We start from the raw sequence: 25,727 nt of genomic DNA, 5'->3' as shown, positions 1-25,727 counted from the left end.
CGAGGAGCTCGCGACAAAATTGCGCAGCAATTTTGCGCCGATGCGACGACGCAATCCAGAGCCCCTCCGCAGATGCATTTCTGGATTGCTTCGCTGCGCTCGCAATGACGGGTGTGGAGGCAGCGCAGCCTCTTCCGGCCCCTCAGGGAACGCTCTATCCTTCCCCCATGTCCGCACCCGATATCAGGCCCACCACCGAGGCCGACCTCCCCGCCGTCACCGCCATCTACCAGCAGGCCGTCCGCGAGGGCACGGCGACGTTCGAGCTGGAGCCGCCCGACCTCTCGGAAATGACGCGCCGCTATCGCGCGCTGATCGACGGCGGCTATCCCTATTTCGTCGCCATGCTGGACGGCCGCGTGGCCGGCTATGCCTATGCCGGCGCCTACCGGCCGCGGCCCGCCTATCGCTTCACGGTGGAGAACTCGATCTATCTCGATCCGTCCTTCCACCGCCGCGGCGTCGGCTCAATGCTGCTGGAACGGCTGATCGTCGAATGCGAAGCGCGCGGCTTTCGCCAGATGATCGCTGTCATCGGCGATTCCGCCAATGCCGGGTCGATCGGCGTGCACACAAGGTGCGGCTTCAAGATGATCGGCACGCATCCCAGTGTCGGGCTGAAATTCGGCCGCTGGCTGGACACCGTGATGATGCAGCGCGACCTCGGCGAGGGCGCAAGCACGGTGCCGGGGAAGTAGTTCATCCGTCATTCCGGGGCGATGCACAGCATCGAACCCGGAATCCATTGAACGGCAGGGGCGGTGGAGGGAGGGATGGATTCCGGGCTAGCGACTTCGTCGCGCCCCGGAATGACGATCGATGGTTCGGCTAAACCACCGCCAATTTGCGATCGATCACCAGCAGCACCCGCTCGAGCTCGTGGCCGCGACGCAGGATCAGGCCGGTCGCCGAGATCACGCTGTACATGCCCTGTTTGCGCGCCAGGCGCGGGTCCTTCTCGATGCGATAGATCGGCACTTCCGAGGCGCGGCGATAGACCGAGAACACGGCGCGGTCCTTCAGGAAGTCGATGGCATAGTCGCGCCATTCGCCGTCGGCGACCATGCGGCCGTAGAGATTGAGAATCCGGTGCAGCTCGAGCCGGTTGAACGTCACCCGGTTCGGCTGCGCAAGCGCCGCGGCAGGACGCGCCGCCGCGCGCTGCTCGCTCGGGTCGGCATCCTCCGACGTCAGACTCATGGGAAGCGCCTCCTCATCGCACGGCTACCCGCGTCCGCCAAGATCGTCCCGGAACCGCGTTCGTGACAATTGCATGATTGCGCCAACCGTTCCGCATCGCAAGGGGCTCGACCCATCGAATCGGCGTCGCATCAGGGCACACGCAAGGGTGGAACTCCGTCGCGGCAAACCGTCACGGGATCGTTAGCAGGAATCATAGTATCGCCGCTTTTCCGCCAACCGCCTGCCGCCCTGCACTGCGAAAAGGGTGACGTGCGTTGACCCGGTCCTTTCGGTTCCGGATTCCTCAGCCCCCAGCCCCCCGGGGTCGAACAGGATCGGGTCTGTACGCACGACAAGGAGGGCCAACGCAAGTTGGTCCTTTTTTGTTTGTGCCGAGATGCTTCCGGGTCCGCCGTCATTCCCGGGCGCGCGAAGCGCGAGCCCGGAATCCATTTACCATCACACAAGCTGAGAAATGGATTCCGGGTTCGCGCCAAGAGGCGCGCCCCGGAATGACGAGCATCAATTGCTGAGACGTTCTGCCTGCTTCAATGCAGCGACGTGTAGGCCGCACCCAGCATCGGGCCCGGCCTCTCGCGGCTGCCGTCCTGGACGTAGACCACCGCGCCGTCGACGCCGTCGCGCGTGAGGTTCTCGATCGGCACCGTCCAGCTCTCCGGACGGCCGGTCCAGTCGCCGACCTTGAGCAGGCTGCGCACCACGTTGTGATAGGTGACCTGCTGTCCCTTGTTCTCGCCGCGGGTGATCGCGATCGGCACCGACTTCGCGATCGAGCAGATCCAGACCTCGCCGCGCGAGACCGTGGGCTCCTTGCTTGCGGCTACCGACACGTTGATCTGCTTGCCCGAGAGCGACATCGTCACCGGCACGCTCATCACGCCAGTGCCCTTGTCGGTCTTGCCGATCGCGTTCTCGATGCCGGTGCGATCGCTGCCGATGACATGGGTGGAGCCGTTGACCACGACCTGCGGCGTGTAGACCTCGCGGTCGCCGCGCATGCGCGAATAGGCACGCTGCCGTGCAGAGAAGCGCGAATCCGCCAGCGTGTCCTTCCAGCCGAGATAGTCCCAATAATCGATCGGCATGCTCAGCGCGATGACCGAGGGGTCCTTGGAGAGATCGCCGATGATCTGGTCGGCGGGCGGGCAGGAGGAGCAGCCCTGCGAGGTGAACAATTCGACGACGGCGCGGGGTTCAGCTTCGGCAGGACGAATGACGGCGATGATCGCACATATGCCGAGAGCTCCCGACCAGAGGGCGCCGGACCAACGTGGAATCAGATGGGAAGCCGTCATTGTCGTCATGTCGAACGCCGCACACCGTTGCTCTCAGGGGGAAATCTTATCGCCGGATGGTCACCGTAGTCTTACGGGGCGCGGTACATTCATCCATCCGGGCCACCGTCCAAAGGGAGGTTTTCCGCCGGGCGGGCCCATCTGAAGCGTACCGCAAACGCGCGAAGGCGGCCTTTGATAGGCCGCCTTCGTTAAGGCTTCTACTCACTTCGCAGTGAGCCATCATTCACAAATCCGCGTTTACGCCGCGAGCTTGCGCAGCACGTAGTGCAGGATGCCGCCGTTGCGGTAGTAGTCGAGCTCGTCCAGCGTATCGATGCGGCAGAGCAGCGAAACGCGCTGCAGCGAACCGTCGCCGGAGACGATCTCCGCGGTCAGCTTCTGGCGCGGCTTGAGGTCGCCGACGAGGCCGCGGATGGTCACCTTCTCGTCGCCCTTCAGCCCAAGCGACTGCCAGGAGGTGCCTTCCTCGAAGGTCAGCGGCAGCACGCCCATGCCGACCAGGTTGGAGCGGTGGATGCGCTCGAAGCTCTGGCAGATCACGGCGCGCACGCCGAGCAGGCGCGTGCCCTTGGCGGCCCAGTCGCGCGAGGAGCCGTTGCCATACTCGGCACCGGCGAACACCACCAGCGGCACCTTCTCTTCCTGGTACTTCATCGCGGCGTCGTAGATCGACATCTGCTCGCCGTCGGGCCAGTGCTTGGTCAGGCCGCCCTCGGGGATGTTTCCGTCCGCGCCCTTCAGCATGAAGTTCTTGATGCGGATGTTGGCGAAGGTGCCGCGCATCATCACTTCATGGTTGCCGCGACGCGTGCCGTACTGGTTGAAGTCGGCCGGACGCACCTGGTGCTCGCTGAGATATTTGCCGGCGGGCGAGGTGAGCTTGATCGAGCCGGCCGGCGAGATGTGGTCGGTGGTGATCTTGTCGCCGAACATGGCGAGGATGCGCGCCTCGACGATGTCGGTGACCGGCTCCGGCTCCTTCTTCATGCCTTCGAAGTAGGGCGGGTTCTGCACATAGGTCGAAGACATGTTCCAGCGATAGGTCTCACTCTCGACTGTCTTGATCTTGCGCCAGTTGGTGTCGCCCTTGAACACGTCGGCATACTTCTTCTTGAAGATCGACGCGGTCACGAACTTCTTCATGAAGGCGTTGATCTCCTTGGTCGTCGGCCAGATGTCCTTCAGGTACACCGGCTTGCCGTCCTTGCCCTCGCCGAGCGGCTCGGTGGCGAGGTTCTTGGTGACGCTGCCCGCGAGCGCGTAGGCGACCACCAGCGGCGGCGAGGCCAGGTAGTTCGCCTGCACATCCGGCGAAACGCGGCCTTCGAAGTTGCGGTTGCCGGAGAGCACGGCGGCCGCGACGACGCCGTTGTCGTTGATCGACTTCGAGATCTCCTCAGGCAGCGGACCGGAATTGCCGATGCAGGTGGTGCAGCCGAAGCCGACCAGGTTGAATCCGACTTTGTCGAGATCGGGCTGCAGACCGGAATTGGCGAGATATTCCGCGACCACCTGGCTGCCCGGCGCGAGCGAGGTCTTCACCCACGGCTTGGCCTTGAGGCCCTTCGCAGCCGCATTGCGCGCGAGCAGGCCGGCACCGATGAGCACGCTCGGGTTCGAGGTGTTGGTGCAGGAGGTGATCGCAGCGATCACGACGTCGCCATGGCCGATGTCGAAGTTCTTGCCGTCGACGGGGAAACGCTTGGCCGGCTCCTCGGCCTTCTTGTACTCGCTGGCAAGCGCGAGCGAGAAGCCGTCCGCGACGGTCGGCAGCGCGATGCGGCCTTCGGGACGCTTCGGGCCGGCCATCGACGGCACGACGTCGCCGAGGTCGAGGGTCAGCGTTTCCGTGAACACGGGGTCGGGCGACTTGGCCGTGCGGAACAGGCCCTGCGCCTTGGCATAGGCCTGCACCAGCGCGACGCGGGCCGAGGCACGGCCGGAGGTCTTGAGATAATCGAGCGCGGCGGCATCGACCGGGAAGAAGCCGCAGGTCGCGCCGTATTCGGGCGCCATGTTGGCGATCGTCGCCTTGTCGGCGACCGAGAGGTGGTCGAGGCCGGGGCCGAAGAACTCGACGAACTTGCCGACCACGCCAAGCTTGCGCAGCATCTGCGTCACGGTGAGCACGAGGTCGGTCGCGGTGACGCCTTCCTTCAGCGCGCCCTTCAGCTTGAAGCCGACGACGTTGGGCAGCAGCATCGACAGCGGCTGGCCGAGCATGCAGGCTTCCGCCTCGATGCCGCCGACGCCCCAGCCGAGCACGGCAAGGCCGTTGACCATGGTGGTGTGCGAATCGGTGCCGACCAGCGAATCGGGATAGGCCACCTCGAAGGTGCCGGTCTTCTTGCCGACGGTCATCTTCTCCTTCTTGGTCCAGACCGTCTGGGCCAGATATTCGAGGTTGACCTGATGGCAGATGCCGGTGCCGGGCGGCACGACGGAGAAGTTCGAGAAGGCCTTCTGGCCCCACTTCAGGAACTCGTAGCGCTCCTGGTTCTGCTTGTATTCCTCGGTGACGTTCTTGCCGAAAGCCTTGTTGTCGCCGAAGAAGTTCACGATCACGGAATGGTCGATGACGAGATCGACGGGCACCAAGGGGTTGATCTTCTCAGGCTCGCCGCCGAGCTTCTGCATCGCGTTGCGCATCGCGGCGAGGTCGACCACCGCGGGTACGCCGGTGAAGTCCTGCATCAGCACCCGCGCCGGGCGGAAGGCGATCTCATGCTCCAGCGACTTCTTGCGCAGCCATTTCGACACCGCGACGATGTCTTCCTTCTTGACCGAGCGGCCGTCCTCGTTGCGCAGCAAATTCTCGAGCAGGACCTTCATCGAGTAGGGAAGTTTCGAAATTCCCTTCAGACCATTCTTCTCGGCGGTGGGCAGGCTGTAATAGACATAGGTCTTGGCGCCGACCTTGAGAGTCTTTTTGCATTTGAAGCTGTCGAGCGAGGTCATGTAGGAGATCCCAATTGCTAGTTATACCCGGCAGGGTATTTTAACACCGTCAGCGTATCAGGCTGGGCCGCTTGCAGGGGCAGGTTGAGTTGCTGCATCAAGTAGTTCCGGGCTTATAGAAGCTTTCTAACCGCGCCGCCACAGCCACTATCGTGCCGCAGCAATTCGCGAGCCAAAAATTCCCATGCGCTACCCCAAGATTTCCTGAGGCCCGGCTGTGAGCGGACTGAACCAAGGCGACATGCGGCTGTCAGGTCACGGGCTGAGATGCGTGCGGGGCGGGCGCGAGGTGTTCGCCGGGCTCGATTTCGCGGCCGGGTCGGGCGAGGCCGTCGCGGTGATGGGGCGCAATGGATCGGGCAAGACCTCGCTGCTGCGGCTGATCGCAGGCCTGCTCGTTCCGGCCGGCGGGACGATTGCGCTGGAGGGGGGCCATAGTGAGCTGACCCTGGCGGAGCAGTGCCACTATCTCGGCCATCGCGATGCCCTGAAGCCGGCGCTGAGCGTGGCCGAAAACCTGACGTTTTGGGCTGATTTTCTCGGCGGCGAGCTTTTCGATGCCGTCGAGAGCCTTGCCAAGGTGGGGCTCGACCACGCCATCCATCTGCCTGCCGGATTCCTGTCCGCGGGACAGCGCCGCCGGCTCTCGCTCGCGCGGCTGCTGACGGTCCGCCGCCCGGTCTGGCTCCTGGACGAGCCGACCAATGCGCTTGATGTCGCCGGTCAGGACATGTTCGCCGGCCTGATGCGCGAGCATCTGGCCGGCGGCGGCATGATCGTCGCGGCGACGCATGCCCCGCTCGGGATCGAATCGCGGGAGCTGCGGATCGGGGGTGGGGCGTGAAGTTCAGGCACCCTCAGTTTTCCAAGCGGCCGGGATCGGCTCTCTCCATTCCCTCCCCCCACAAGGGGGAAGGGAGCGCAGTGTGCCTGTGGCTGTCGGATGCGTTCCCAGAAGCTGGAAGCCTCTCATGACCGCCCTCACCGCCCTCATCCGCCGGGACATCAGGATTGCGCTTCGCGTCGGCGGCGGAGCGCTGATCGGGGTCTTGTTCTTCCTGACCGTGGTGGTGCTGATGCCGTTCGCGGTCGGGCCGGATCTGGCGCTGCTGTCGCGGCTGGGACCTGCGATCCTCTGGCTCGGCGCCCTCCTAGCCAGCCTGCTGACCCTCGACCGGCTGTTCATGGCCGACCATGAGGACGGCTCGCTCGACCTGATCACGATGAGCCGGACGCCGCTGGAACTCGCCTGCGCCGCCAAGGCGCTGGCGCATTGGCTCGCCGCCGGCCTGCCGCTGATTGTCGCAACCCCCGTGCTCGGCCTGTTGCTCAACCTCGACATGATCGCCACGGCCGCGGTGGCGCTGACGCTGCTGGCGGGCACTCCGGCGCTGACCTTCACCGGCATGATCGGCGCGGCGCTGGCGGTGACGCTGCATCGCGGCGGGCTGTTGATGGCGGTGCTGGTGCTGCCGCTGTCGATTCCCGTGCTGATTTTCGGCGTTGCGGCCTCGCAGGCGGTGATCGTCGGTCCCATGACCTTCGGCGCGCCGTTTTCGATCCTGTGCGCGCTGTCGCTGGTCAGCCTCGTGATCGGCCCGTTCGCGGCCGCAGCAAGCCTGCGGCATGGCCTCGACTGAGATGGGCTCGACGGACCTTGACCCGGATCAACTTTCGCGACGGGCTTTCGTGCTGATTGCCTGAGCGGCCCCCGGTGATTATCAGGATACCATGACGCTGATCGACCTCGCCAACCCCACGCGGTTCCTCGCGCTGACAGCGCGGGTGTTGCCGTGGCTGGCGGCCGCGACAATCATCCTGCTCACGATCGGTCTCTATCAAGCTGCGCTCGCGCCCGATGACTATCAGCAGGGCGCGACCGTCAAGATCATGTTCATCCACGTGCCCAATGCCTGGCTGTCGATGTTCGTGTGGGGCGTGATGAGCATCGCATCGTTGGGCACGCTGGTGTGGCGGCATCCGCTCGCCGACGTCGCCGCCAAGGCCGCAGCTCCGATCGGCGCCGCCTTCACCTTCCTCGCGCTGCTCACGGGCTCGCTCTGGGGCCGGCCGATGTGGGGCACCTATTGGGAGTGGGACGCGCGGCTGACCTCGGTGCTGATCCTGTTCCTGATGTATCTCGGCCTGATGGCGCTGTGGCGCGCCGTCGACGATCCCTCGCGTGCAGCGCGCGCCGCCGCGGTGCTGACCTTGGTCGGCGCGATCAACCTGCCGATCATCAAGTTCTCGGTCGATTGGTGGAACACGCTGCACCAGCCCGCCTCGGTGATGCGCATGGGCGGCTCGGCGCTGGACAAGTCGTTCCTGATTCCGCTGCTGGTGATGGCGGTCGCCTTCACGCTGCTGTTCGTCACGCTGCACCTGGCCGCGATGCGCAACGAGATTTTGCGCCGCCGTGTCCGCTCGCTGCAGATGATGCAGGCCAGCCGCATGGCGTTTTCGAGCGACATGGCCGCCGGTTCGCGTGAAGACAACGCGTCCAAAGAAGCTGGGGCTGCATGACGATGTCGCTCGGTCCTTATGCCTCTTTCATCGTGGCGTCTTACGCAGCTGTCGCCCTCGTGGTGGCGATCCTGATCGGCTGGGTCATGCTCGATTATCGCAGCCAGACGCAGCGCCTGCGCGAGCTGGAGCAGCGCGGCATCACCCGCCGGTCGGGCCGCAGCGCGACGGAGCTGCGATGAGCGATCAGCCTGCCTCCGCTTCGCCGCAGCGCCGCACCTTCCTGGTGATGCTGCCGCTGATCGTCTTCATCGGCCTAGCGCTTTTGTTCTGGTTCCGGCTCGGGAGTGGCGATCCCTCGCGGATTCCGTCCGCGCTGATCGGCCGGCCCGCACCGCAAACCGTGCTGCCGCCGCTCCAAGGATTGCAAGAGAATGGCACGCAGGTGCCGGGACTCGATCCGGCTGCGTTCAAGGGCAAGGTCAGCCTCGTCAACGTCTGGGCGTCCTGGTGCGTGCCCTGCCATGACGAAGCGCCGCTTTTGACCGAAATGGCAAAAGACAAGCGCTTCCAGCTGGTCGGCATCAACTACAAGGACGCCGCCGACAATGCGCGGCGCTTCCTCGGCCGCTACGGCAACCCGTTCGGCCACGTCGGCGTCGACGCCAACGGCCGCGCGTCGATCGAATGGGGCGTCTATGGCGTGCCGGAGACCTTCGTCGTCGGGCGCGAGGGCACCATCGTCTACAAGCTGGTCGGGCCGATCACGCCGCAAAATCTCAAGGCCGTGCTGATGCCGGAGCTGGAGAAGGCGCTGAAGGCAGGAAGCTGATGCCGCGCTCGTACCACACGCTCAACTGTCATCGCCCGACTTGATCGGGCGATCCAGTATTCCAGAGACGCCAGTCGTATACGGAGAAGCTGCGGCGTACTGGATGCCCCGGTCAAGCCGGGGCATGACAGCGGTATGTGGAGCGACGCTTCGCCTGTCCTTCGCCTAACCCTTGCTCACATCCCCCGCCTCGGCCTCGCTTCTCTCCAGCGAGACCGGCGCGAGATGATAGCGCTTGGTCAGCGGCATCTGGGCGATGGCGAAAATCATCGTGATCGGGGTGACGCCGAACACCTTGAAATTCACCCAGAAATCCGTGCTCTGGGTGCGCCAGACGATCTCGTTCAGCACCGCCATTCCGGCGAAGAACAGCGCCCAACGCAAGGTGAGGATGCGCCAGCCCCGCGGCGTCAGGTTGAACACCTGGTCGAACATCACGGCGATGAAGGAGCGGCCGAACAACAGGCCACCGCCGAGGATCGCGGCGAACAGGCCGTAGATGATGGTCGGCTTGAGCTTGATGAAGGTCTCGTCGTGCAGCACCAGGGTCAGCGTGCCGAACACCAGCACGATCACCCCCGTGACGATCGCCATGATCGGGATGTGGCGCGTCACGATGTAAGAGGCGGCCATCGCGACCGCGATGGCCACCATGAAGGCGCCGGTCGCCGCGAACAGATTGAACTTCGCGTTGACGAAGAAGAACACGAGCAGCGGACCGAGCTCGGTCGCGAGCTTGAACAGCGGATGCGGCTGGGTCTTGTCCATTCTCTCTTCCGTATCTCCCATCCTTCGAGACGACCGCTTCGCGGTCTCCTCAGGATGAGGACCTCATGTGTGGCACGACCTCATCCTGAGGAGCCGCGCAAGCGGCGTCTCGAAGGATGACGCTATTCGATTCCGGCGATGGCGCGGGCGAAGTCGCGCGCGGTGAAGGGCGCGAGATCGTCGACGCCTTCGCCGACGCCGATGAAGTGCACCGGCAGCTTGAACTTCTCCGCGAGCGCCACCAGGATGCCGCCGCGCGCGGTGCCGTCGAGCTTGGTCATCACGAGGCCGGTGACCCCGGCGGTGCGATGGAAGGCCTCGACCTGCGACAGCGCATTCTGGCCGACGGTCGCATCCAGCACCAGCAGCACGGCATGCGGCGCAGTGTCATCCACCTTGCGGATCACGCGCACGACCTTCTCGAGCTCGTTCATCAGCTCGGCCTTGTTCTGCAAGCGGCCGGCGGTGTCGATCAGCAGCACGTCGACATTCTGCTCCTTCGCCGCGGTGAGCGCGTTGAAGGCAAGGCTCGCCGAATCCGAGCCCTGCGCGCCTGCGATGACGGGCGTCTTCGTCCGCTCGCCCCAGACCTTGAGCTGCTCGATGGCGGCGGCGCGAAACGTGTCGCCGGCAGCCAGCATCACCTTGCGGCCTTCGGAGGCGAATTTCTGCGACAGCTTGCCGATCGTGGTGGTCTTGCCGGAACCGTTGACGCCGACCACGAGGATCACGAACGGCTTTTTTGCCGCATCGATCACGAGCGGCTTTGCCACCGGCGACAGCACCTTCTCGACCTCGGTCGCGACGACGTCCTTGACCTCGTCCGCCGAGATCGCCTTGTCGTAGCGCCCCGTGCCGACGGCATCCGCAATGCGCACCGCGACCGACGTGCCGAGGTCGGCGCGCAGCAGCACGTCCTCGATGTCGTCGAGCATGGCGCGGTCGAGCTTGCGCTTGGTGACGAGGTCGGCGACCGCGGTCCCAAGCGAGGACGAGGTGCGCTTCAGCCCATTGGACAGGCGGCGCCACCAGCTCAGCTTGGGGGTCTCGGAGGTGGTATCGTTCATGGTGGCGTGTTAGCCGTTCCGGCCCGTAAACGAAAGCCTTGACCGAAAGCCTGCGATTGCTCGATGTTCCCCAAATGACCGCCGATGAGATCTTGGCCCGCGTGCTCCATCGCGACGGCCTGATGCTGGTCATCGACAAGCCTGCCGGCCTGCCGGTGCATCGCGGCCCCAAGGGCGGCCCCAATCTGGAGGATTGCTTCGACGCGCTGCGTTTCGGCCTGCCGCGACCGCCGGTGCTGGCCCACCGGCTGGACAAGGACACCTCGGGCTGCCTCGTGCTCGGCCGCCACCGCAAGGCGACGGCATCGCTGGGCCTTTTGTTCAAGCACGGCAAGATCGGCAAAACCTACTGGACCGTGGTCGAAGGCGGCCCTGCCGAGGACGAAGGCACCATCGACATGCCGCTCGGCCGGCTCAATGCCGAACGCGGCTGGTGGCAGAAGCCGGATCCGGAAGGGCAGAAGGCGATCACGAACTGGAAGGTGATGGGCCGGGGCGACGGTTTCACCTGGCTTGCCATGGAACCGGTGACCGGCCGGACCCATCAATTGCGGGTGCATGCGGCCGCGAGCGGCTGGCCGATCTTCGGCGATAACATTTACGGCAACGGTCCGCGCTTCGGCGAGCCGCGCCTGCACCTGCATTCGCGCGAGATCGTGGTGCCGATCTCCCGGAACAAGGAGCCGGTCCGCGTGGTGGCGCCGGCCCCGCCGCATATGCACGAGAAGCTCCGGGCCTGCGGGTGGAAGGGGGAGTAGCCTCTTAGACCCTCATGGTGAGGAGGCGCGTCAGCGCCGTCTCGAACCATAGAGGCCCCGCAGGCGCATCGCGGTCGTATCCATCCTTCAAGACGCCCGCTTCGCGGGCTCCTCGGGATGAGGAGCGGTGGTCGGTCGAGAAGCGGCTGTGCTCGGCTACCGTGCCATGGTTTACGAAACCTTCAGCGCTCGCCTCTAATGATAACGGTTGCTTAGAACAAGCTTCCGTAACCGCTCAGGACGAGCCGCGCGCGATGACCAATTCCGGGCTATCGATCATCGACGAGGTCGAATCCGCACTGCGGATCGGCTCGCCGGAAAAGGGCCTGGCGACGGCCCGGCGCGTCACCGAGCTGTTCCTCTCCTCCGCCGGCAATTTCGACGACGAGCAGATCGCGCTGTTCGACGACGTGCTCGAGCGCCTGATCGGCACCATCGAGCTGCGCGCCATCGCCGATGTGGCAGCGCGCGTGGCGCTGGCCGAGATCAGCGCGCAGCTGGCGCCGATCGCGCAGGCGCCGCCGTCGGTGATCCGCCGCCTCGCCAATAATGACGAGATCCGCATCGCCGGCCCCGTGCTGCAGGAATCCGCGCGCCTCGACGACGGCGAGCTGGTGAAGATCGCATCAGCTAAGGGCGAGCCGCATCTGCTCGCGGTCGCCGGCCGCTGGTGGCTGAAGGAGATCGTCACCGACGCGCTGCTGGCGCGCCGCTACCCCAGCGTCAGCCGGCGGCTTGCGGCCAATCCCGGCGCGCGCGTCTCCGGAAAAGGGTTCGCCATCATCGTCGGCCAGGCCGAAAGCGACCCGGAGCTCGCAGTCAGTGTCGGCGTCCGCGTCGACTTGCCCTCGGAGCTGCGCCGCCAATTGCTGCGCTCGGCGACGGACGCCGTGCGCACCCGCCTGTTGTCGCGCGCCCCGCCGCATCTGTTCGAGGAGATCCAGAGCGCGATCGCCGCCGTCGCCATCGGCGCCGAACGCGAAATGTCGGCGGCGCGCGATTTCGAAGGTGCCAAGCGCGCCATCGCCGGCCTCAAGGCCACCGGCCAGCTCGACGAGGCGACGTTGCTCGGCTTCGCCACACAGCGGCGCTATGAGGAGACGGTGGCGGCGCTGGCGGCGTTGTCGGGATCGACGGTCGAGGTGATCCGACCGCTGATGCAGAGTCTGCGCGAGGACGGCCTGCTGGTGCCGTGCAAGGCCGCACAGCTCAGCTGGGAGACCACCATGGCCGTGCTCGAATGCCGTTTCGCGACAGGCGCGATGACGCCCGCGGACATCGCGAGGACACAGGGGCATTTTGCGAGAATGACGGCGGAGAACGCCAAGCGCACGCTGCGATTCTGGCAGGTCAGGGCGTCGTAGTTTTCCCTCTCCCCTTGCGGGAGAGGGTGGCTCGCCGTGAGAGCGGCGAGACGGGTGAGGGGCCTCTCTCCGCGCATGACCTCTCAATGCGATTGCGCGGATACAACCCCTCATCCGGCGCTTCGCGCCACCTTCTCCCACAAGGGGAGAAGGAAGAGAGCAGCTGCTTACGTCGTGAGCCGCTCACCATCAATGCCAGCAATCTTCAGCCGCACGATGCTTCCCACCCGCTCGCCCGCAATCGCCACCGGCAGATAATGCTCCGTGCGGCCCTGCCCCTCGCTCTCGATCAGCACATCGCGCATGGCGCCGATCTCGGCTTGCAGCCGTTGCTGCAGCGCCGCCTCTCCTACCGCGCGCAGCCGCTTCGCACGCTCTTTAATGACCGGCCCCGCCACCTGCGGCATCCGCGCGGCGGGCGTGCCGGGCCGCGGCGAATAAGGGAAGACGTGCAGGAAGGTCAGGCCGCATTGCTCGACGAGATCGAGCGAGCGCGAGAACATGTCCTCGGTCTCGGTCGGGAAGCCCGCGATGATGTCGGCGCCGAAGACGACATCGGAGCGCAGGCGGCGCACCTGCTCGCAGAAGCCAATCGCATCCTGCCGCGAATGCCGCCGCTTCATGCGCTTCAGGATCATGTCGTCGCCCGACTGCAGCGACAGATGCAGATGCGGCATCAGGCGCGAATCGTCGGCGATGGCATCGAGCAGGTCGTCATCGGCCTCGATCGAATCGATCGAGGAGATGCGCAGGCGCTTGAGCTCGGGCACATGGCGCAGGATCTGCTTGGTCAGCAGGCCGAGCTTGGGCGCGCCGGGCAGGTCCGCACCATAGCTGGTGAGATCGACGCCGGTCAGCACGATCTCGGCATGGCCGCGTTCGACCAGGGCGCGCACCTGCTCGACCGCCGCCCCCATCGGCACCGAGCGCGAATTGCCGCGGCCGAACGGGATGATGCAGAAGGTGCAGCGATGATCGCAGCCGTTCTGCACCTGCACGAAGACGCGCGGCAGGCCGCTCGCATAGCCATCGACGAGGTGCGGCGCCATCTCCTTCACCGCCATGATGTCGCTGACGGCGATCTTCTCGCTGGCGCCAAGATCGAAAGCGTGGCGCGTCTCCCGCCACGCTTCGCCGCGCATCTTGTCGTCATTGCCGACGACGCGATCGACCTCGGCCATGCCCGCAAACATCGCAGCCTGCGTCTGCGCCGCGCAGCCGGTGACGACGATGCGCGCCTCGGGGCGCTCGCGCTTCAACTTGCGGATCGACTGGCGCGCCTGCGCCACCGCCTCGTTGGTGACGGCGCAGCTGTTGATGACGATGGTGTCGGAAAGCCCTGCGACTTCCGCCTTGCTGCGGATCACCTCGGCCTCGAAGGCGTTGAGGCGGCAGCCGAAGGTGACGATGTCGACGGCCATCAGGCGACCGGCGCGAACAGCGCCGGATCGAAGCTGCCCTCATATTCGAAGGTCGCGGTGCCCGTCATCAGCACGTGGTCGTCGCGCTCGCGCCATTCGATGCCGAGCTTGCCGCCGGGCAATGTGATCTCGACCTTGCGCTCGGCGCGCTTCAGCCGCGCGGCGGCGACCGCCGTGGCGCAGGCCGCCGACCCGCACGCCTTGGTCAGGCCGGCACCGCGCTCCCAGGTGCGGATCGTGATGTGCTCGCGATCGACGATATGGGCCAGCGTGATGTTGGCGCGCTCGGGAAAGATCGGATGGTTTTCCAAGAGCGGACCGAAGCGGCCGAGATCGTAGGCGTTGACGTCGTCGACCCAGAACACCGCGTGCGGATTGCCCATGCTCACCACTGAGGGCGAATGCAGAATGGGATTGTCGATCGGCCCGATCTGCAATTCGATGTAGCGGGTGTCGCGAAACTCTTCCGCCAGCGGAATGTCCTGCCAGCCGAATTTCGGCGCGCCCATATCCACTGTGTAGAGGTCGGGCGCCGGACCCTGCCAGGCATTGAGCAGGCCGGCGGCCGTCTCGAAGGTCGCGGTGGTCTGCCCGGTCTTCTCGAAGATGCGGCGCACGACGCAGCGCATGCCGTTGCCGCAGGCACCGGCCTCCGAGCCATCGTTGTTGTAGATGCTGATGAAGGCCTCGGTGCCGTCGAGCCGCGGCCTCTGCAGCACCATGAGCTGGTCGTAAGCCACGCCGCCGTTCGCGGACGCGACGGCGCGGGCATCGTCCGGCGTGACCTTGGCCGCCGAATCGCGCAAGTCGACAACGACGATCTCGTTGCCGATGCCGTTCATCTTGGCAAATGCGTGGTTGGCCAGCGCGCTCATGAAAATTCCCGAATTTCGCCTGCCTTATATGGCGATCCTCGGCCGCTTGGCCAGTGATTTGCCACCCGGGTCGGGACATCGGGCAAGGTGCCTGCCATGACGCATCTGTCATGGGACGAATTCGGCGCTCGCGTGTTAGAACGGCGCGGTTCGCGCGAACCGGGACGCGCGGACGGGTTAAGGCCTTGGTGGGTAAGGCCTTGATGAATTGAGGCCCCGACGAAGCGGGCCTCGGGGAGAATAAAATGAACACTTTTCGTCGCCTCGCTTTGGCCGCGCTGATCCCGGCTGCGGCCTTGTCGCATGGGCTGTCAGGCGCTCTGGCGCAGACCGCGAGCCCGGCGCCGGCCGCATCGGCAAGTCCCTCGCCGGCCCCGACGGCTTCGCCCGCCCCGGCTGCAAGTGCCTCGCCCGCCCCCGCTGCCACCCCCTCGCCTGCGGCGAGCGCCTCACCCGCTCCTGCAGCATCGCCAGCGCCCGCCGCCAGCGCCTCGCCCAGCCCGCCCCCGGCCGCCGCCGCGACCCCCGCCCCGGTTCAGACCGCCGATCCCTTTGGCCTCGAGACCACGCTCGAGCCGAAGAAGGTCGTGATGGTCAAGGGCACCGCCAATTGGGACTCCGCCTTCGACACGCTGATCGACGCCTTCAAGGCGCTGAACACGCTGCTCGACAAGCAGGGCATCAAGCCATCGGGCAATTCGATGATCGTCTACACCTCGACGGACGATACCGGCTTCACCTTCCTTGCCGAGATCCCGGTCGATCAGGACCCGAAGAACCTGTCCAAGGACATGAGCATCGGCAAGTCACCTGAAGGCAAGGCGCTGAAATTCGTCCATCGCGGCTCCTACGACAACATGGACAATACGTATGAGGCGATCACCAATCACCTCGACGACAAGAGGCTGGAAGCCAAGGACACCTTCATCGAGGAGTACCTCACCGATCCCCTGAAGACGTCCGAGGACAAGCTCGTGATCAATGTTTTCGTGCCACTGAAGTGAGACTGATGAAAAAGCCTGCCCTACTTGCCGCCGTCCTCGCCACCACGCTGCTCGCCGCGCCCGCGCGCGCCGAGGATTTTCCCTCCGCGATCTCGGTGAGCGGCGAAGCCTCCGTATCCGCGGCGCCCGATCTCGCGCAAATCGATGCCGGCGTCGCCAACGACGCCAAGACAGCGAAAGAGGCCTCCGATGCCAACAACGCCGCGATGGGCAAGGTGCTGCTGGCGCTGAAGGGCGCAGGAATCGCCGAGAAGGATTACCAGACCTCGCGGCTGTCGCTGCAGCCGCAATACGGCCAGAACAAATCCACCGGCGCATCCCCGGTCGTCGGCTTCCGCGCCAGCAACCGCGTCACCGTCAAGATCCGCGACGTGACCAAGGTGGCCGGCATCATCGACACGCTCGTCAGCGCCGGCGCCAACGACATCGGCAACATCTCGTTCGAGGTGACGCAGGCCTCGAAGCTGCTGGATGATGCGCGCGAGCAGGCGGTGGCCGACGCGCGGCGCAAGGCGGAGATTTACGCGAAGGCTGCTGGTGTGACGCTGGGCGCGCCGCTCAGCGTCACCGAGGGCGGCGGCCCGGTGCCGCTGTTCAAGGGCCGCATGGCCGAACGGATGGCCGCAGCCCCGCAGGCCGCAGTTGCGCCGGGCGAAGAGACGCTGACGGTGACGGTGAATGTGAGCTGGGCGATCAAGCCGGGGCAGTAGCCGCTTTCGTAAGAGGCGCATCGCCGCAACACCAATGGGCCGGCGACCCGATCATACGTCCGGCGGCAGGGGATGGCATTGTTGCCCGATCAATCATTCACGCTGATATCAGTAAAAAGAAACCCCGTCGGCGTCTTGGTAAAGACGAAGATGAGCTCGCCGCAAAAGACGAAGTAACTGTCGTTCTTATAGTCATCGCGATCGTAGACGGCCTTGCCGCGCTGGATACACGCGCGATTTTTCGCCGTGAACGAGGTCCGATAGGTCTTGGCGCCAAATTGCGCGGCGTCGCGAATTGCGTTGTCGTTCATGAACGGCAACCGTGTCATACCGGCGACGGCGGCGGAATCGTTTGCCTTCAGCGCCGCGCGAAACTTCTCGATGAAGCCATCGAATTCCTTCTGCAAGGCAGGAGAAGCGACGGCGTTCCTCGCCTGGGCGGCGGCCGGAGCAAGGTTCACGAGAGCGGTTGCAAGCACAATTCTCAGCAAAAATCCCACAGGCCGGCTCCATCCATCGATTAATAAAGGTCTTCCGACCAAAAGAAATCCATGGTGCTTTGTTGCGTCATGGGCTTTCTGGTTCAACGGCGCAGAACCGCACGCACCTGCCGCAATGGGAGCAAAGCGGACATTGCTTTCGTCGCATCAAGCCGCCGGGTTTATGGATACACCACCTAAATCTCCACCACCTGCCCCGGCAGCATCGCCACGAATCTTTCCTGCGGAATCTTCGCGGCATCCAGCGCCTCGACCAGCGCTGTCGCCGGCGCGTCGATCGCTTCGTCGGTCAGCTGGAACGTGCCGTGGTGATGCCCGAGCGCGGCTTCCGCGCCGCAATCGGCCAGCGCCTTCACCGCATCTTCCGGGTTCATGTGCTGGTCGCGCATGAACCAGCGCGGCTCGTAGGCGCCGATCGGGAGGATCGCCAGGCGCAGCTTGCCGTGCTTCTCGGCGACGCGGCGGAAATGGCGGCCATCGCCGTAGCCGGAATCGCAGACCACGTAGATCTTCCCGGCCGGCGTCTCCAGGACAAAGCTCGCCCACAGCGCCTTGTTGCGGTCGAACAGGCCGCGCGCGGTCCAGTGCCTTGTCGGCACCAGATGCACCGCGACGCCTTCGCCGAGCTCGACGCGGTCGTGCCAGTCGAACGCTTCCACCTTGATCGTGGAATCCCAGCTGCGCATGGTGACGTCGTTGCCGAGCGGGGTGACGACGCGCGGGGCGAAATTCTTGGTGAGCCGCGACAGCGTCGCGATGTCGAGATGGTCGTAATGGCCGTGCGAGACCAGCACGACGTCGATCTTCGGCAGCTTCTCGAAGGCGATGCCGGGGTCGTTGTGCCGCTTCGGCCCGGCGAAGGCGACCGGCGAGACCCGCTCCGACCAGACCGGATCGACCAGGATGTTGAGGCCGCCGGCCTGGATCAGCCAGCTGGCATGACCGACGAAGGAGAGCCGCACCTTGTCGCCGTCAACGCGCGCCGGCGGGGTGTCGGCATGGGGACTGGGCGCCCAATCCGGCCAAGTCGCCCGCTGCCGCTTGCCGCCGAGCTGCCAGCGCAGCACCTCGCGCAGCGATTTCGGCGGCGCCCCGTCCGGATCGAAGAAGGTCAGGCCGTCGAAATGATCGGAGGCGGGGCCGTCATAGGTTTTCATGCTGGACATCCAGAGGGAGGGGACGCCGACCAGCGCACCGGTTCCGGCGAATAGTCCGAAAAGGCGGCGGCGGGTGATCGGCACGGCGGGCTTCTAGGGATGGTTGGAGGGGTAAGACATCACCGCCTATATGGGCGGGGCTGGCGGAAAAGGAACCTGCGACAAAAGGATCACGTTTTCAAAACCTTGGCTTACCAAGGGCGGGCCGACACCCTAAGTTTCCTTGACTTTTGGGCGGGAGCGGCGTTTAACCCGGCCACTTTCTCGGAAAGGCTTTCTTTTCGACCCGCCGACCGGCCTCGAGGCCGGAGGTCAACGCCCGACAGCGCTGTGCGCCCTCGGGCGCAAAGGTGTTTGGAAGATGCTTATCCAGGAAGGTGTCATCGCCCGACTTGATCGGGCGATCCAGTATCCCAGAGGCGGCTCGGCTTGAACTGAGGTGCTGCGGCGTACTGGATGCCCCGCCTTCGCGGGGCATGACAGCGGTGAGTTACGGAGCGCTCTTCCCATCGGGAAGACAGCAACAGGACAACGGCATTGTTCGACAATCTGTCGGAACGGCTTGGTGGCATTCTCGATCGTCTGACGGGGCGCGGTGCGCTGACCGAAAAGGACGTCGACGCCGCGATGCGCGAGGTGCGCCGCGCGCTGCTGGAGGCCGACGTCGCGCTGGAAGTCGTGCGCAGCTTCACCGAGCGCGTGCGCGAACAGGCGATCGGCGCCACAGTCGTCAAGTCGGTCACTCCCGGCCAGATGGTGGTGAAGATCGTCCATGACGAGCTGGTCAACACGCTGGGCGCCGAAGGCCAGACCATCGACGTCAATTCCGTGCCGCCGGTGCCGATCATGATGGTCGGCCTGCAGGGCTCCGGTAAGACCACCACCACCGCCAAGCTCGCCCGCCGCCTGGTCCAGCGCGACAAGCGCAAGGTCTTGATGGCCTCGCTCGACGTCTACCGTCCGGCGGCGATGGAGCAGCTGGCCGTGCTCGGCCGCGACCTCGACATTCCCACTTTGCCAATCGTTGCCGGCCAGCAGCCGCCGCAAATTGCGAAACGCGCGCTGGAAGCCGGCAAGCTCGGCGGTTACGACATCGTGCTGCTCGACACCGCCGGCCGCACCACGCTGGACGAAGAGATGATGGCGGAGGCGGCCGCGATCAAAGCCGCGGCCAATCCGCATGAAGTGCTGCTGGTTGCGGACTCGCTCACCGGCCAGGACGCCGTGAACCTCGCGCGCTCGTTCGATCAGCGCGTCGGCCTCACCGGCATCGTGCTCACACGCGTTGACGGCGACGGCCGCGGCGGCGCCGCGCTGTCGATGCGCGCCGTCACCGGCAAGCCGATCAAGCTGATCGGCACCGGCGAGAAGACCGACGCGCTGGAAGACTTCCACCCGGATCGTATCGCCGGCCGCATCCTCGGCATGGGCGACGTGGTGTCGCTGGTGGAGCGCGCCGCCGCCAATATCGACGCCGAGAAGGCCGCACGCACCGCCGAGCGCATGCGCAAGGGTCAGTTCGACCTCAACGACATGCGCGAGCAGCTGCTGCAGATGGCCAACATGGGCGGCATCAGCGGGCTGATGGGCATGATGCCCGGCATCTCCAAGATGAAGAACCAGATCGCGGCCGCCGGCATCGACGACAAGATCCTGAAGCGTCAGGTCGCGATCATCGATTCCATGACGCGCGATGAGCGGCGTCATCCGGACCTCTTGAAGGCCAGCCGCAAGAAGCGCATCGCGGCCGGCAGCGGCCAGAGCGTCGAGCACGTCAACAAGCTGCTGAAGATGCACCGGAACATGGCCGACGTGATGAAGGCCATGGGCTCGGGCAAGCGCGGCCCGCTCGCCGGCATCGCGCAGGCGATGGGCTTCGGCGGCGGCATGAAGATGCCCTCGCCCGAAGAGATGAAGGCGCTGCAGGAGAAGATGCAAGGCGCGGGCGGCGGACAAGGCCTGCCGAATCTGCCGAAGGATCTGCCGCCCGGTCTTCGCCAAGGCCTACCGAACCTTCCGGGACTAACCGGGCTGAGCGGCAAGCCGACGCTGCCGGGCCTCGGCGGTTTCCCCGGCAAGAAGAAATGAGGAATTCGGCGCACGGGATCATCAGCATCTCGCGCGGCGCGGAAATACCAATCAACCGAACAAAACGTACTTTGCAAACCACACTTTCAAGGAGAACTGAATGTCCGTCGTTATCCGCCTCGCCCGTGCAGGCACCAAGAAGCGTCCCGTCTATCACGTCGTCGTCGCCGATTCGCGCTTTCCGCGCGATGGCCGCTTCATCGAGCGTCTCGGCCATTTCAATCCGCTGCTGCCGAAGGACAACGAGACCCGCCTCAAGCTCGACATGGACAAGGTGAAGGCCTGGCTCGCCAAGGGCGCGCAGCCGTCGGACCGCGTCGCGCGTTTCCTCGATGCCGCCGGCGTCAAGAAGCGCGAAGCGCGCAACAACCCTGAGAAGGCCGTGCCGCGCAAGGAGCGCAAGGCGCAGGCCGAAGCCGCCGCCAAGGCGTAAGGCCGGATCATGTCGGCGCTGGTCTGCGTCGCGCGGATCGGCGCCGCGCATGGTGTGCGCGGTGCGGTCAAGCTGTGGACCTTCACCGAGGATCCCTTTGCCGTCCGCCGCTACGGTCCGCTGTCGACCAAGGACGGCAGGCGCCAGTTCGAAATCGCGCAGGTGCGCGAGGCCAAAGATCATCTGGTCGCGACATTCAAGGGTGTCGTGACCCGCGATGAGGCCGAGCGCCTCAACGGCATCGAGCTCTACGTCGCGCGCGAAAAACTGCCCGCGACGGACGAGGACGAATATTACCACACCGATCTGATCGGGCTCGCCGCCGTCACAACTGATGGCGATGCGCTCGGCCGCGTGCTCGCGATCCATAATTTCGGCGCCGGCGACATCATCGAGATCGCGCCGCTCAAGGGCCCGACGATGCTGCTGCCGTTCTCCAACGCGGTGGTGCCGGAAGTCGACCTCAAAGGCGGCCGCGTCGTGATCGCGTTGCCGCAGGAGATCGAGGGCGATCGGGACGAAGATCCCTCCGCGAGTCATCCCCGGGAACGCGGGGACCCATAACCACAGGCCGGAATTTTTCGCTAAGCTGATCACTCCAGCTATCGCAAAACGGGCTGCGGTGGTTATGGGTCCCGGGCTCGCGCTTCGCGCGCCCCGGGACGATGAGATCAGGATGCAATGACCAATCCCTCACCCTGGCGCGCGACGGTGCTGACGCTGTTTCCGGAGATGTTTCCGGGGCCGCTCGGCGTGAGCCTCGCCGGCCGGGCGCTCGCGTCCGGGCTCTGGCAGATCGAGGCTCGCGACATCCGGGCCTCCGCGACCGACCGCCATCGCAGCGTCGACGACACCCCGGCCGGCGGCGGGCCGGGCATGGTGCTGCGGGCGGACGTTCTGGCCGCGGCGATCGATGCCGCCGAAATCGGGCAAGACCCGTCAAAAGCGCGGCCCCGCCTGCTCATGAGCCCCCGGGGTCGGCCATTGACCCAGGCCCGGGTGGTCGAGCTCGCCGAAGGCCCCGGCCCCCTGATCGTCTGCGGGCGGTTCGAGGGGATCGACCAGCGGGTGATCGACGCGCGCGGCCTGGAGGAGGTCTCGATCGGCGATTACGTGCTGTCCGGGGGCGAAATCGCAGCTTTAGCCCTGATCGACGCCTGCGTCCGGCTGCTGCCGGGGGTGATGGGCAAGGAAGCCTCCGGAACCGAGGAAAGCTTTTCGGACGGCCTGCTGGAGTACCCCCAATACACCCGCCCGCAGCTGTTCGAGGGGGTTCCGATCCCTGCTGTCCTCACCTCCGGCGACCACGCCAAGGTGGCCGCCTGGCGGCGGGCCAAATCCGAGGCCGTGACGGCCGCCCGGCGCCCGGATTTGTGGGAAAAGGCCGCGAATCGGGGGAGCGGCCAAAAAACGCCAAAAACCAAGACAGACGGGTGACAAACGCTCCGGCTTGCCTTATAGGAGCGGCCAAATCCGCAATGGCTGGATAGACGAATTTTGCGCAGCCCCCCGTTTCCAGGGCTGGGCGCGCCGATGGAGATTTACCCATGAACCTGATCAAGCAGCTCGAGCAGGAGCAATTCGACAAGCTGTCGGCCGGCAAGGACATCCCGGAATTCGCCCCCGGCGACACCGTGATCGTCAACGTGAAGGTCGTCGAAGGCGACCGCACCCGCGTGCAGGCCTATGAGGGCGTCTGCATCGGCCGTTCCGGCGGTGGCCTCAACGAGAGCTTCACCGTGCGCAAGATCTCCTATGGCGAGGGCGTCGAGCGCGTGTTCCCGCTGCTCTCCCCGATGATCGACTCGATCAAGGTGGTGCGCCGCGGCAAGGTGCGTCGCGCCAAGCTCTATTATCTCCGCAATCTTCGCGGCAAGTCGGCCCGCATCGTCGAGAAGCAGGACCGCGCTGCTGCCGTCGGCGAGTAAGCTTTCGCCACCAGGCAGGTCTTTCGAAAGCGCGGGGCTCGGCTCCGCGCTTTTTTGTTGGCTCTGCTGTCATTGCGAGGAGCCCTTGCGACGAGTAATCCAGACTGTCTCCGCGGATGCATTTCTGGATTGCTTCACGGAGCCTGTCATCGGGCCGCGCTACGCGCGGACCCGGTGGCTCGCAATGACGAGTTGAAACTCTCGCGCTTTAGCTTCCGCGTGCTATATAGCTTCTAGAATGTTTCCAGATCTGACCAGCTTCGCCCGCATCCAGCGCATCGTCATCGACGATCGCTCGCGGCTGCCTGGCCGGTTCTTCGGACGCTTCGCGACCTCGGCAACGTCAGAGCTTAGCCGCGCAGCCTAAAAGCTGCGCTGACGATTTTGTTGCCCGCGCGGTCTGCCGCGCTCATCGCTGACACACATTCTCCGGAGCTCGAGCTCATGTCCAAGCCGACCACCCTGTACGACAAGATCTGGAACGACCATCTGGTGCACGAAGCCGAGGACGGCACCTGCCTGCTCTACATCGACCGCCATCTGGTGCACGAGGTGACCTCGCCGCAGGCGTTCGAAGGCCTGCGCGCCACGGGGCGCAAGGTCCATGCGCCCGAGAAGACGCTCGCCGTCGTCGACCACAACGTGCCGACCACCGACCGCACCAAGCCGAATCCCGACCCTGAAAGCATCGAGCAGATCAAGGCGCTGGCCGAAAACGCCAAGGAGTTCGGCATCGAATATTACAACGAGTTCGACAAGCGCCAGGGCATCGTCCACGTCATCGGCCCCGAGCAGGGCTTTACGCTGCCCGGCACCACCATCGTCTGCGGTGACAGCCACACCTCGACGCATGGCGCGTTCGGCGCGCTCGCGCACGGCATCGGCACCAGCGAGGTCGAGCACGTGCTGGCGACGCAGACGCTGATCCAGAAGAAGGCCAAGAACATGCGCGTCACCGTCGACGGCAAATTGCCGGATGGCGTGACGGGCAAGGACATCATCCTGGCCATCATCGGCGAGATCGGCACCGCCGGCGGCACCGGCTACGTGCTGGAATATGCCGGCGAAGCGATCCGCGCGCTCTCGATGGAAGGCCGCATGACGGTCTGCAACATGTCGATCGAAGGCGGCGCGCGCGCTGGCCTGGTCGCGCCCGACCAGAAGGCGTTCGACTTCCTGCGTGATCGTCCGAAGGCTCCGAAGGGCGCGGCCTGGGACGCGGCGATGCGCTACTGGGAGAAGTTGCGCTCCGATGACGGCGCGCATTTCGACCACGAGCTGCGCCTCGATGCCGCAAAGCTGCCGCCGATCGTGACCTGGGGCACCTCGCCTGAAGACGTGATTTCTGTCACCGGTATCGTGCCCGATCCTGATAAGATCGCCGACGAGGCCAAGCGCATCTCCAAGCATCGCGCGCTGAAGTATATGGGCCTGACGGCGGGCACCAAGATCACCGACATCAAGCTCGACCGCGTCTTCATCGGCTCCTGCACCAACGGCCGCATCGAGGACCTGCGGGCCGCGGCGAAGATCGCCGAAGGCAAGACCGTGTCGGCGAACGTCAACGCCATGGTCGTGCCGGGCTCCGGCATCGTGAAGGAGCAAGCCGAAGCCGAGGGTCTCGACAAGATCTTCATCAAGGCCGGCTTCGAATGGCGCGAGCCGGGCTGCTCGATGTGCCTTGCCATGAACCCGGACAAGCTGAAGCCGGAAGAGCGCTGCGCCTCGACCTCGAACCGCAATTTCGAAGGCCGCCAGGGTTTTAAGGGCCGCACCCATCTGGTGTCGCCGGCGATGGCGGCAGCGGCGGCGATCGCGGGCCACTTCGTCGACGTCAGGGACTGGCGCTAAGCTGGTTCCTGCAATCTGATGCGGTGGAAGGCTTCGTCGTGGAAGCTGAAGGATTGGCTCTAACCAGTCTCTCCGTCATGCCCGGGCTCGTCCCGGGCATCCACGAACTCTCTGCACAAGCCCCAAGAACGTGGATGGCCGGGACATAGGCGAGCGGAAGCGACGCCGTCCTTCGGACGGCTATGCCCGGCCATGACGAATGCAGAGCCAGCAATTCACTCACGTCACCAATAGCGGTACGGATAGTGCCACCGCGGCCAGTGGCAGACGCGGCGCGGGCCGTAATAGGTCCAGATGATCCGGCAGCGGCGCGGATAAGAGTAGGAAGGATAGTAGCCGCCGACATAATAGGGCCGGTAGAAGTGACGATGCCGGAAATGGGGGCGGTGATGGCCCCAGTGCCGGTGGACCCCGCCATATCCGCCGGGGCGAAAGCCGCCATGGCGATGGATGCCGACATGTCTGTGGTGAAAGGCCGGCGCGGCGCGGAAGCCACCGCCGTGGAAACCGCGGCCGATATGCCCGCCGCCGCCGCGAAAACCGCCGCCGTGAAAATGCCCGCCGCCATGTCCGCCGTGCCCGCCACGGCGAACCTGCGTGACGAGATCGTCGGTCGCGGCCTTCGTCATCGGCGACGTCGCCGGATTGATCAAGGTGAGCGCCTCAGCGCGGCGCACGCTGCCGGCCGACAGCATCAGCGTCGCGGCGGCCGCAAGCCCGAGCAAGCGCACCGAGCCGACCCGGCGGCCCAACATCCTCAGCATGGAATCCTCCCTGAATCCGGACGGCAGAGCTGCGACGTCTCCGCCGCGCCATTGCCGTTCAATTGCGGTCGCTCCCGGGATCAAGTTGCGGACAGCGATGTGAACGCGCCATGAATGAACAAGGCGCGGCGCCGCGCTGCGACCCCATGCCTCGCGTGATCGCAAAGCCGGCCGCCAAAGCGGCGCCTTACCAGAAGGGGCCGTAGGTGAACACAAACGGTGCCGGCACGCCGTAGGGATAGGGACGATAGTAGACAGGCCGCGCGTAGTAGCGCGGATCGCGGC

The 25,727-nt window shown here is 65.4% G+C and carries 26 protein-coding genes; 16 read left to right on the top strand and 10 right to left on the bottom strand.

Going from position 1 to position 25,727, the window contains the following annotated elements; all coding sequences use genetic code 11:
* Positions 1 to 167 precede the first annotated feature (167 nt).
* Positions 168 to 698 (top strand): GNAT family N-acetyltransferase, encoded by a 531-nt coding sequence (locus N2605_RS35710; protein ID WP_036008811.1) that lies wholly within the window; start codon positions 168 to 170, stop codon positions 696 to 698.
* Positions 699 to 828: 130 nt separating this feature from the next.
* Here N2605_RS35710 and N2605_RS35705 read toward each other — a convergent pair whose 3' ends face one another.
* From N2605_RS35705 to acnA, 3 genes are all read right to left on the bottom strand, one after another.
* Complete coding sequence (locus N2605_RS35705; protein WP_036024594.1) at positions 829 to 1,200, bottom strand: DUF2794 domain-containing protein; 372 nt, start codon at positions 1,198 to 1,200, stop codon at positions 829 to 831.
* Between the two features lie 530 nt (positions 1,201 to 1,730).
* Positions 1,731 to 2,507 carry a DUF1223 domain-containing protein gene (locus N2605_RS35700; protein WP_057026569.1) on the bottom strand — a complete coding sequence of 259 codons (777 nt, stop codon included), beginning with the start codon at positions 2,505 to 2,507 and terminating at the stop codon, positions 1,731 to 1,733.
* Positions 2,508 to 2,738: 231 nt separating this feature from the next.
* Positions 2,739 to 5,459 (bottom strand): aconitate hydratase AcnA, encoded by a 2,721-nt coding sequence (gene acnA, locus N2605_RS35695; protein ID WP_036040732.1) that lies wholly within the window; start codon positions 5,457 to 5,459, stop codon positions 2,739 to 2,741.
* Positions 5,460 to 5,700: 241 nt separating this feature from the next.
* Between acnA and ccmA the strand changes: the two genes are divergently transcribed.
* From ccmA to N2605_RS35670, 5 genes are all read left to right on the top strand, one after another.
* Positions 5,701 to 6,303, top strand: coding sequence for a heme ABC exporter ATP-binding protein CcmA (gene ccmA, locus N2605_RS35690; protein ID WP_225138545.1), 603 nt, complete (start codon positions 5,701 to 5,703; stop codon positions 6,301 to 6,303).
* Between the two features lie 127 nt (positions 6,304 to 6,430).
* Positions 6,431 to 7,099 (top strand): heme exporter protein CcmB, encoded by a 669-nt coding sequence (gene ccmB, locus N2605_RS35685; protein ID WP_225130742.1) that lies wholly within the window; start codon positions 6,431 to 6,433, stop codon positions 7,097 to 7,099.
* 91 nt (positions 7,100 to 7,190) lie between these two features.
* Positions 7,191 to 7,982: a heme ABC transporter permease gene (locus N2605_RS35680; RefSeq protein ID WP_036008837.1), complete on the top strand. Its 792-nt coding sequence runs from the start codon at positions 7,191 to 7,193 to the stop codon at positions 7,980 to 7,982.
* Entirely contained in the window at positions 7,979 to 8,164 is a 186-nt protein-coding gene (gene ccmD / locus N2605_RS35675) for a heme exporter protein CcmD (RefSeq protein ID WP_109141829.1), read from the top strand. Before N2605_RS35680 ends, ccmD begins: the two co-directional genes overlap by 4 nt.
* Entirely contained in the window at positions 8,161 to 8,754 is a 594-nt protein-coding gene (locus N2605_RS35670; protein WP_036008843.1) for a DsbE family thiol:disulfide interchange protein, read from the top strand. Before ccmD ends, N2605_RS35670 begins: the two co-directional genes overlap by 4 nt.
* A gap of 165 nt (positions 8,755 to 8,919) precedes the next feature.
* Here N2605_RS35670 and N2605_RS35665 read toward each other — a convergent pair whose 3' ends face one another.
* Positions 8,920 to 9,522: a septation protein A gene (locus N2605_RS35665; protein ID WP_260345360.1), complete on the bottom strand. Its 603-nt coding sequence runs from the start codon at positions 9,520 to 9,522 to the stop codon at positions 8,920 to 8,922.
* Positions 9,523 to 9,644: 122 nt separating this feature from the next.
* Positions 9,645 to 10,589 (bottom strand): signal recognition particle-docking protein FtsY, encoded by a 945-nt coding sequence (ftsY, locus tag N2605_RS35660; protein WP_036008849.1) that lies wholly within the window; start codon positions 10,587 to 10,589, stop codon positions 9,645 to 9,647.
* A gap of 74 nt (positions 10,590 to 10,663) precedes the next feature.
* On the opposite strand from ftsY, the gene N2605_RS35655 reads away from it, so the two are divergent.
* Together N2605_RS35655 and N2605_RS35650 are read left to right on the top strand one after the other, a co-directional pair.
* Complete coding sequence (locus N2605_RS35655; RefSeq protein WP_193760611.1) at positions 10,664 to 11,347, top strand: RluA family pseudouridine synthase; 684 nt, start codon at positions 10,664 to 10,666, stop codon at positions 11,345 to 11,347.
* A gap of 254 nt (positions 11,348 to 11,601) precedes the next feature.
* Positions 11,602 to 12,711: a DUF2336 domain-containing protein gene (locus N2605_RS35650; RefSeq protein WP_036024572.1), complete on the top strand. Its 1,110-nt coding sequence runs from the start codon at positions 11,602 to 11,604 to the stop codon at positions 12,709 to 12,711.
* 167 nt (positions 12,712 to 12,878) lie between these two features.
* Here N2605_RS35650 and mtaB read toward each other — a convergent pair whose 3' ends face one another.
* Together mtaB and dapF are read right to left on the bottom strand one after the other, a co-directional pair.
* Positions 12,879 to 14,132, bottom strand: a complete 1,254-nt coding sequence (gene mtaB / locus N2605_RS35645; protein WP_260345355.1) for a tRNA (N(6)-L-threonylcarbamoyladenosine(37)-C(2))-methylthiotransferase MtaB — start codon at positions 14,130 to 14,132, stop codon at positions 12,879 to 12,881.
* Positions 14,132 to 15,007, bottom strand: coding sequence for a diaminopimelate epimerase (gene dapF, locus N2605_RS35640; protein ID WP_109141833.1), 876 nt, complete (start codon positions 15,005 to 15,007; stop codon positions 14,132 to 14,134). Before dapF ends, mtaB begins: the two co-directional genes overlap by 1 nt.
* A gap of 245 nt (positions 15,008 to 15,252) precedes the next feature.
* Here dapF and N2605_RS35635 point away from each other — a divergent pair, with 245 nt between their 5' ends.
* Both N2605_RS35635 and N2605_RS35630 read left to right on the top strand, forming a co-directional pair.
* The gene (locus N2605_RS35635; protein WP_260345352.1) at positions 15,253 to 16,011 is read left to right on the top strand and encodes a GyrI-like domain-containing protein; all 759 of its coding nucleotides are present in this window, start codon (positions 15,253 to 15,255) and stop codon (positions 16,009 to 16,011) included.
* Between the two features lie 5 nt (positions 16,012 to 16,016).
* Positions 16,017 to 16,721, top strand: coding sequence for an SIMPL domain-containing protein (locus tag N2605_RS35630; protein WP_036024562.1), 705 nt, complete (start codon positions 16,017 to 16,019; stop codon positions 16,719 to 16,721).
* 89 nt (positions 16,722 to 16,810) lie between these two features.
* Here N2605_RS35630 and N2605_RS35625 read toward each other — a convergent pair whose 3' ends face one another.
* On the bottom strand, positions 16,811 to 17,221 hold the full coding sequence (locus tag N2605_RS35625) for a hypothetical protein (RefSeq protein ID WP_225113772.1): 411 nt from the start codon (positions 17,219 to 17,221) through the stop codon (positions 16,811 to 16,813).
* A 176-nt stretch (positions 17,222 to 17,397) separates the two neighbouring features.
* Positions 17,398 to 18,462, bottom strand: a complete 1,065-nt coding sequence (locus N2605_RS35620; RefSeq protein WP_036024561.1) for an MBL fold metallo-hydrolase — start codon at positions 18,460 to 18,462, stop codon at positions 17,398 to 17,400.
* Positions 18,463 to 18,915: 453 nt separating this feature from the next.
* On the opposite strand from N2605_RS35620, the gene ffh reads away from it, so the two are divergent.
* The 6 genes from ffh (at position 18,916) to leuC (ending at position 24,678) form a co-directional block, all read left to right on the top strand.
* Positions 18,916 to 20,466 (top strand): signal recognition particle protein, encoded by a 1,551-nt coding sequence (gene ffh, locus N2605_RS35615; RefSeq protein ID WP_225144073.1) that lies wholly within the window; start codon positions 18,916 to 18,918, stop codon positions 20,464 to 20,466.
* 100 nt (positions 20,467 to 20,566) lie between these two features.
* Positions 20,567 to 20,899: a 30S ribosomal protein S16 gene (rpsP, locus tag N2605_RS35610; RefSeq protein WP_025032875.1), complete on the top strand. Its 333-nt coding sequence runs from the start codon at positions 20,567 to 20,569 to the stop codon at positions 20,897 to 20,899.
* 9 nt (positions 20,900 to 20,908) lie between these two features.
* Positions 20,909 to 21,463 (top strand): ribosome maturation factor RimM, encoded by a 555-nt coding sequence (gene rimM / locus N2605_RS35605; RefSeq protein WP_260345342.1) that lies wholly within the window; start codon positions 20,909 to 20,911, stop codon positions 21,461 to 21,463.
* Positions 21,464 to 21,580: 117 nt separating this feature from the next.
* Positions 21,581 to 22,336: a tRNA (guanosine(37)-N1)-methyltransferase TrmD gene (trmD, locus tag N2605_RS35600; protein ID WP_260345340.1), complete on the top strand. Its 756-nt coding sequence runs from the start codon at positions 21,581 to 21,583 to the stop codon at positions 22,334 to 22,336.
* 110 nt (positions 22,337 to 22,446) lie between these two features.
* Positions 22,447 to 22,827: a 50S ribosomal protein L19 gene (rplS, locus tag N2605_RS35595; protein ID WP_036008895.1), complete on the top strand. Its 381-nt coding sequence runs from the start codon at positions 22,447 to 22,449 to the stop codon at positions 22,825 to 22,827.
* A gap of 444 nt (positions 22,828 to 23,271) precedes the next feature.
* Positions 23,272 to 24,678 (top strand): 3-isopropylmalate dehydratase large subunit, encoded by a 1,407-nt coding sequence (gene leuC, locus N2605_RS35590; protein ID WP_036024581.1) that lies wholly within the window; start codon positions 23,272 to 23,274, stop codon positions 24,676 to 24,678.
* Positions 24,679 to 24,902: 224 nt separating this feature from the next.
* Here leuC and N2605_RS35585 read toward each other — a convergent pair whose 3' ends face one another.
* Complete coding sequence (locus tag N2605_RS35585) at positions 24,903 to 25,442, bottom strand: hypothetical protein (RefSeq protein ID WP_260345336.1); 540 nt, start codon at positions 25,440 to 25,442, stop codon at positions 24,903 to 24,905.
* Positions 25,443 to 25,727 lie beyond the last annotated feature (285 nt).

This window comes from Bradyrhizobium yuanmingense, from assembly GCF_025200905.1.
Classification (GTDB): domain Bacteria; phylum Pseudomonadota; class Alphaproteobacteria; order Rhizobiales; family Xanthobacteraceae; genus Bradyrhizobium; species Bradyrhizobium yuanmingense.
The sequence above is the reverse complement of the archived record's forward strand: the minus strand, read 5'-3'. Positions and strand labels throughout refer to the sequence as shown.

Excerpts from the sequence above, each read along its gene's own strand:
- N2605_RS35710 (WP_036008811.1), top strand. The coding sequence starts at position 168 with ATGTCCGCACCCGATATCAGGCCCACCACCGAGGCCGACCTCCCCGCC.
- N2605_RS35705 (WP_036024594.1), bottom strand. The coding sequence starts at position 1,200 with ATGAGTCTGACGTCGGAGGATGCCGACCCGAGCGAGCAGCGCGCGGCG.
- N2605_RS35700 (WP_057026569.1), bottom strand. The coding sequence starts at position 2,507 with ATGACGACAATGACGGCTTCCCATCTGATTCCACGTTGGTCCGGCGCC.
- acnA (WP_036040732.1), bottom strand. The coding sequence starts at position 5,459 with ATGACCTCGCTCGACAGCTTCAAATGCAAAAAGACTCTCAAGGTCGGC.
- ccmA (WP_225138545.1), top strand. The coding sequence starts at position 5,701 with ATGCGGCTGTCAGGTCACGGGCTGAGATGCGTGCGGGGCGGGCGCGAG.
- ccmB (WP_225130742.1), top strand. The coding sequence starts at position 6,431 with ATGACCGCCCTCACCGCCCTCATCCGCCGGGACATCAGGATTGCGCTT.
- N2605_RS35680 (WP_036008837.1), top strand. The coding sequence starts at position 7,191 with ATGACGCTGATCGACCTCGCCAACCCCACGCGGTTCCTCGCGCTGACA.
- ccmD (WP_109141829.1), top strand. The coding sequence starts at position 7,979 with ATGACGATGTCGCTCGGTCCTTATGCCTCTTTCATCGTGGCGTCTTAC.
- N2605_RS35670 (WP_036008843.1), top strand. The coding sequence starts at position 8,161 with ATGAGCGATCAGCCTGCCTCCGCTTCGCCGCAGCGCCGCACCTTCCTG.
- N2605_RS35665 (WP_260345360.1), bottom strand. The coding sequence starts at position 9,522 with ATGGACAAGACCCAGCCGCATCCGCTGTTCAAGCTCGCGACCGAGCTC.
- ftsY (WP_036008849.1), bottom strand. The coding sequence starts at position 10,589 with ATGAACGATACCACCTCCGAGACCCCCAAGCTGAGCTGGTGGCGCCGC.
- N2605_RS35655 (WP_193760611.1), top strand. The coding sequence starts at position 10,664 with ATGACCGCCGATGAGATCTTGGCCCGCGTGCTCCATCGCGACGGCCTG.
- N2605_RS35650 (WP_036024572.1), top strand. The coding sequence starts at position 11,602 with ATGACCAATTCCGGGCTATCGATCATCGACGAGGTCGAATCCGCACTG.
- mtaB (WP_260345355.1), bottom strand. The coding sequence starts at position 14,132 with ATGGCCGTCGACATCGTCACCTTCGGCTGCCGCCTCAACGCCTTCGAG.
- dapF (WP_109141833.1), bottom strand. The coding sequence starts at position 15,007 with ATGAGCGCGCTGGCCAACCACGCATTTGCCAAGATGAACGGCATCGGC.
- N2605_RS35635 (WP_260345352.1), top strand. The coding sequence starts at position 15,253 with ATGAACACTTTTCGTCGCCTCGCTTTGGCCGCGCTGATCCCGGCTGCG.
- N2605_RS35630 (WP_036024562.1), top strand. The coding sequence starts at position 16,017 with ATGAAAAAGCCTGCCCTACTTGCCGCCGTCCTCGCCACCACGCTGCTC.
- rpsP (WP_025032875.1), top strand. The coding sequence starts at position 20,567 with ATGTCCGTCGTTATCCGCCTCGCCCGTGCAGGCACCAAGAAGCGTCCC.
- rimM (WP_260345342.1), top strand. The coding sequence starts at position 20,909 with ATGTCGGCGCTGGTCTGCGTCGCGCGGATCGGCGCCGCGCATGGTGTG.
- trmD (WP_260345340.1), top strand. The coding sequence starts at position 21,581 with ATGACCAATCCCTCACCCTGGCGCGCGACGGTGCTGACGCTGTTTCCG.
- rplS (WP_036008895.1), top strand. The coding sequence starts at position 22,447 with ATGAACCTGATCAAGCAGCTCGAGCAGGAGCAATTCGACAAGCTGTCG.
- leuC (WP_036024581.1), top strand. The coding sequence starts at position 23,272 with ATGTCCAAGCCGACCACCCTGTACGACAAGATCTGGAACGACCATCTG.
- N2605_RS35585 (WP_260345336.1), bottom strand. The coding sequence starts at position 25,442 with ATGCTGAGGATGTTGGGCCGCCGGGTCGGCTCGGTGCGCTTGCTCGGG.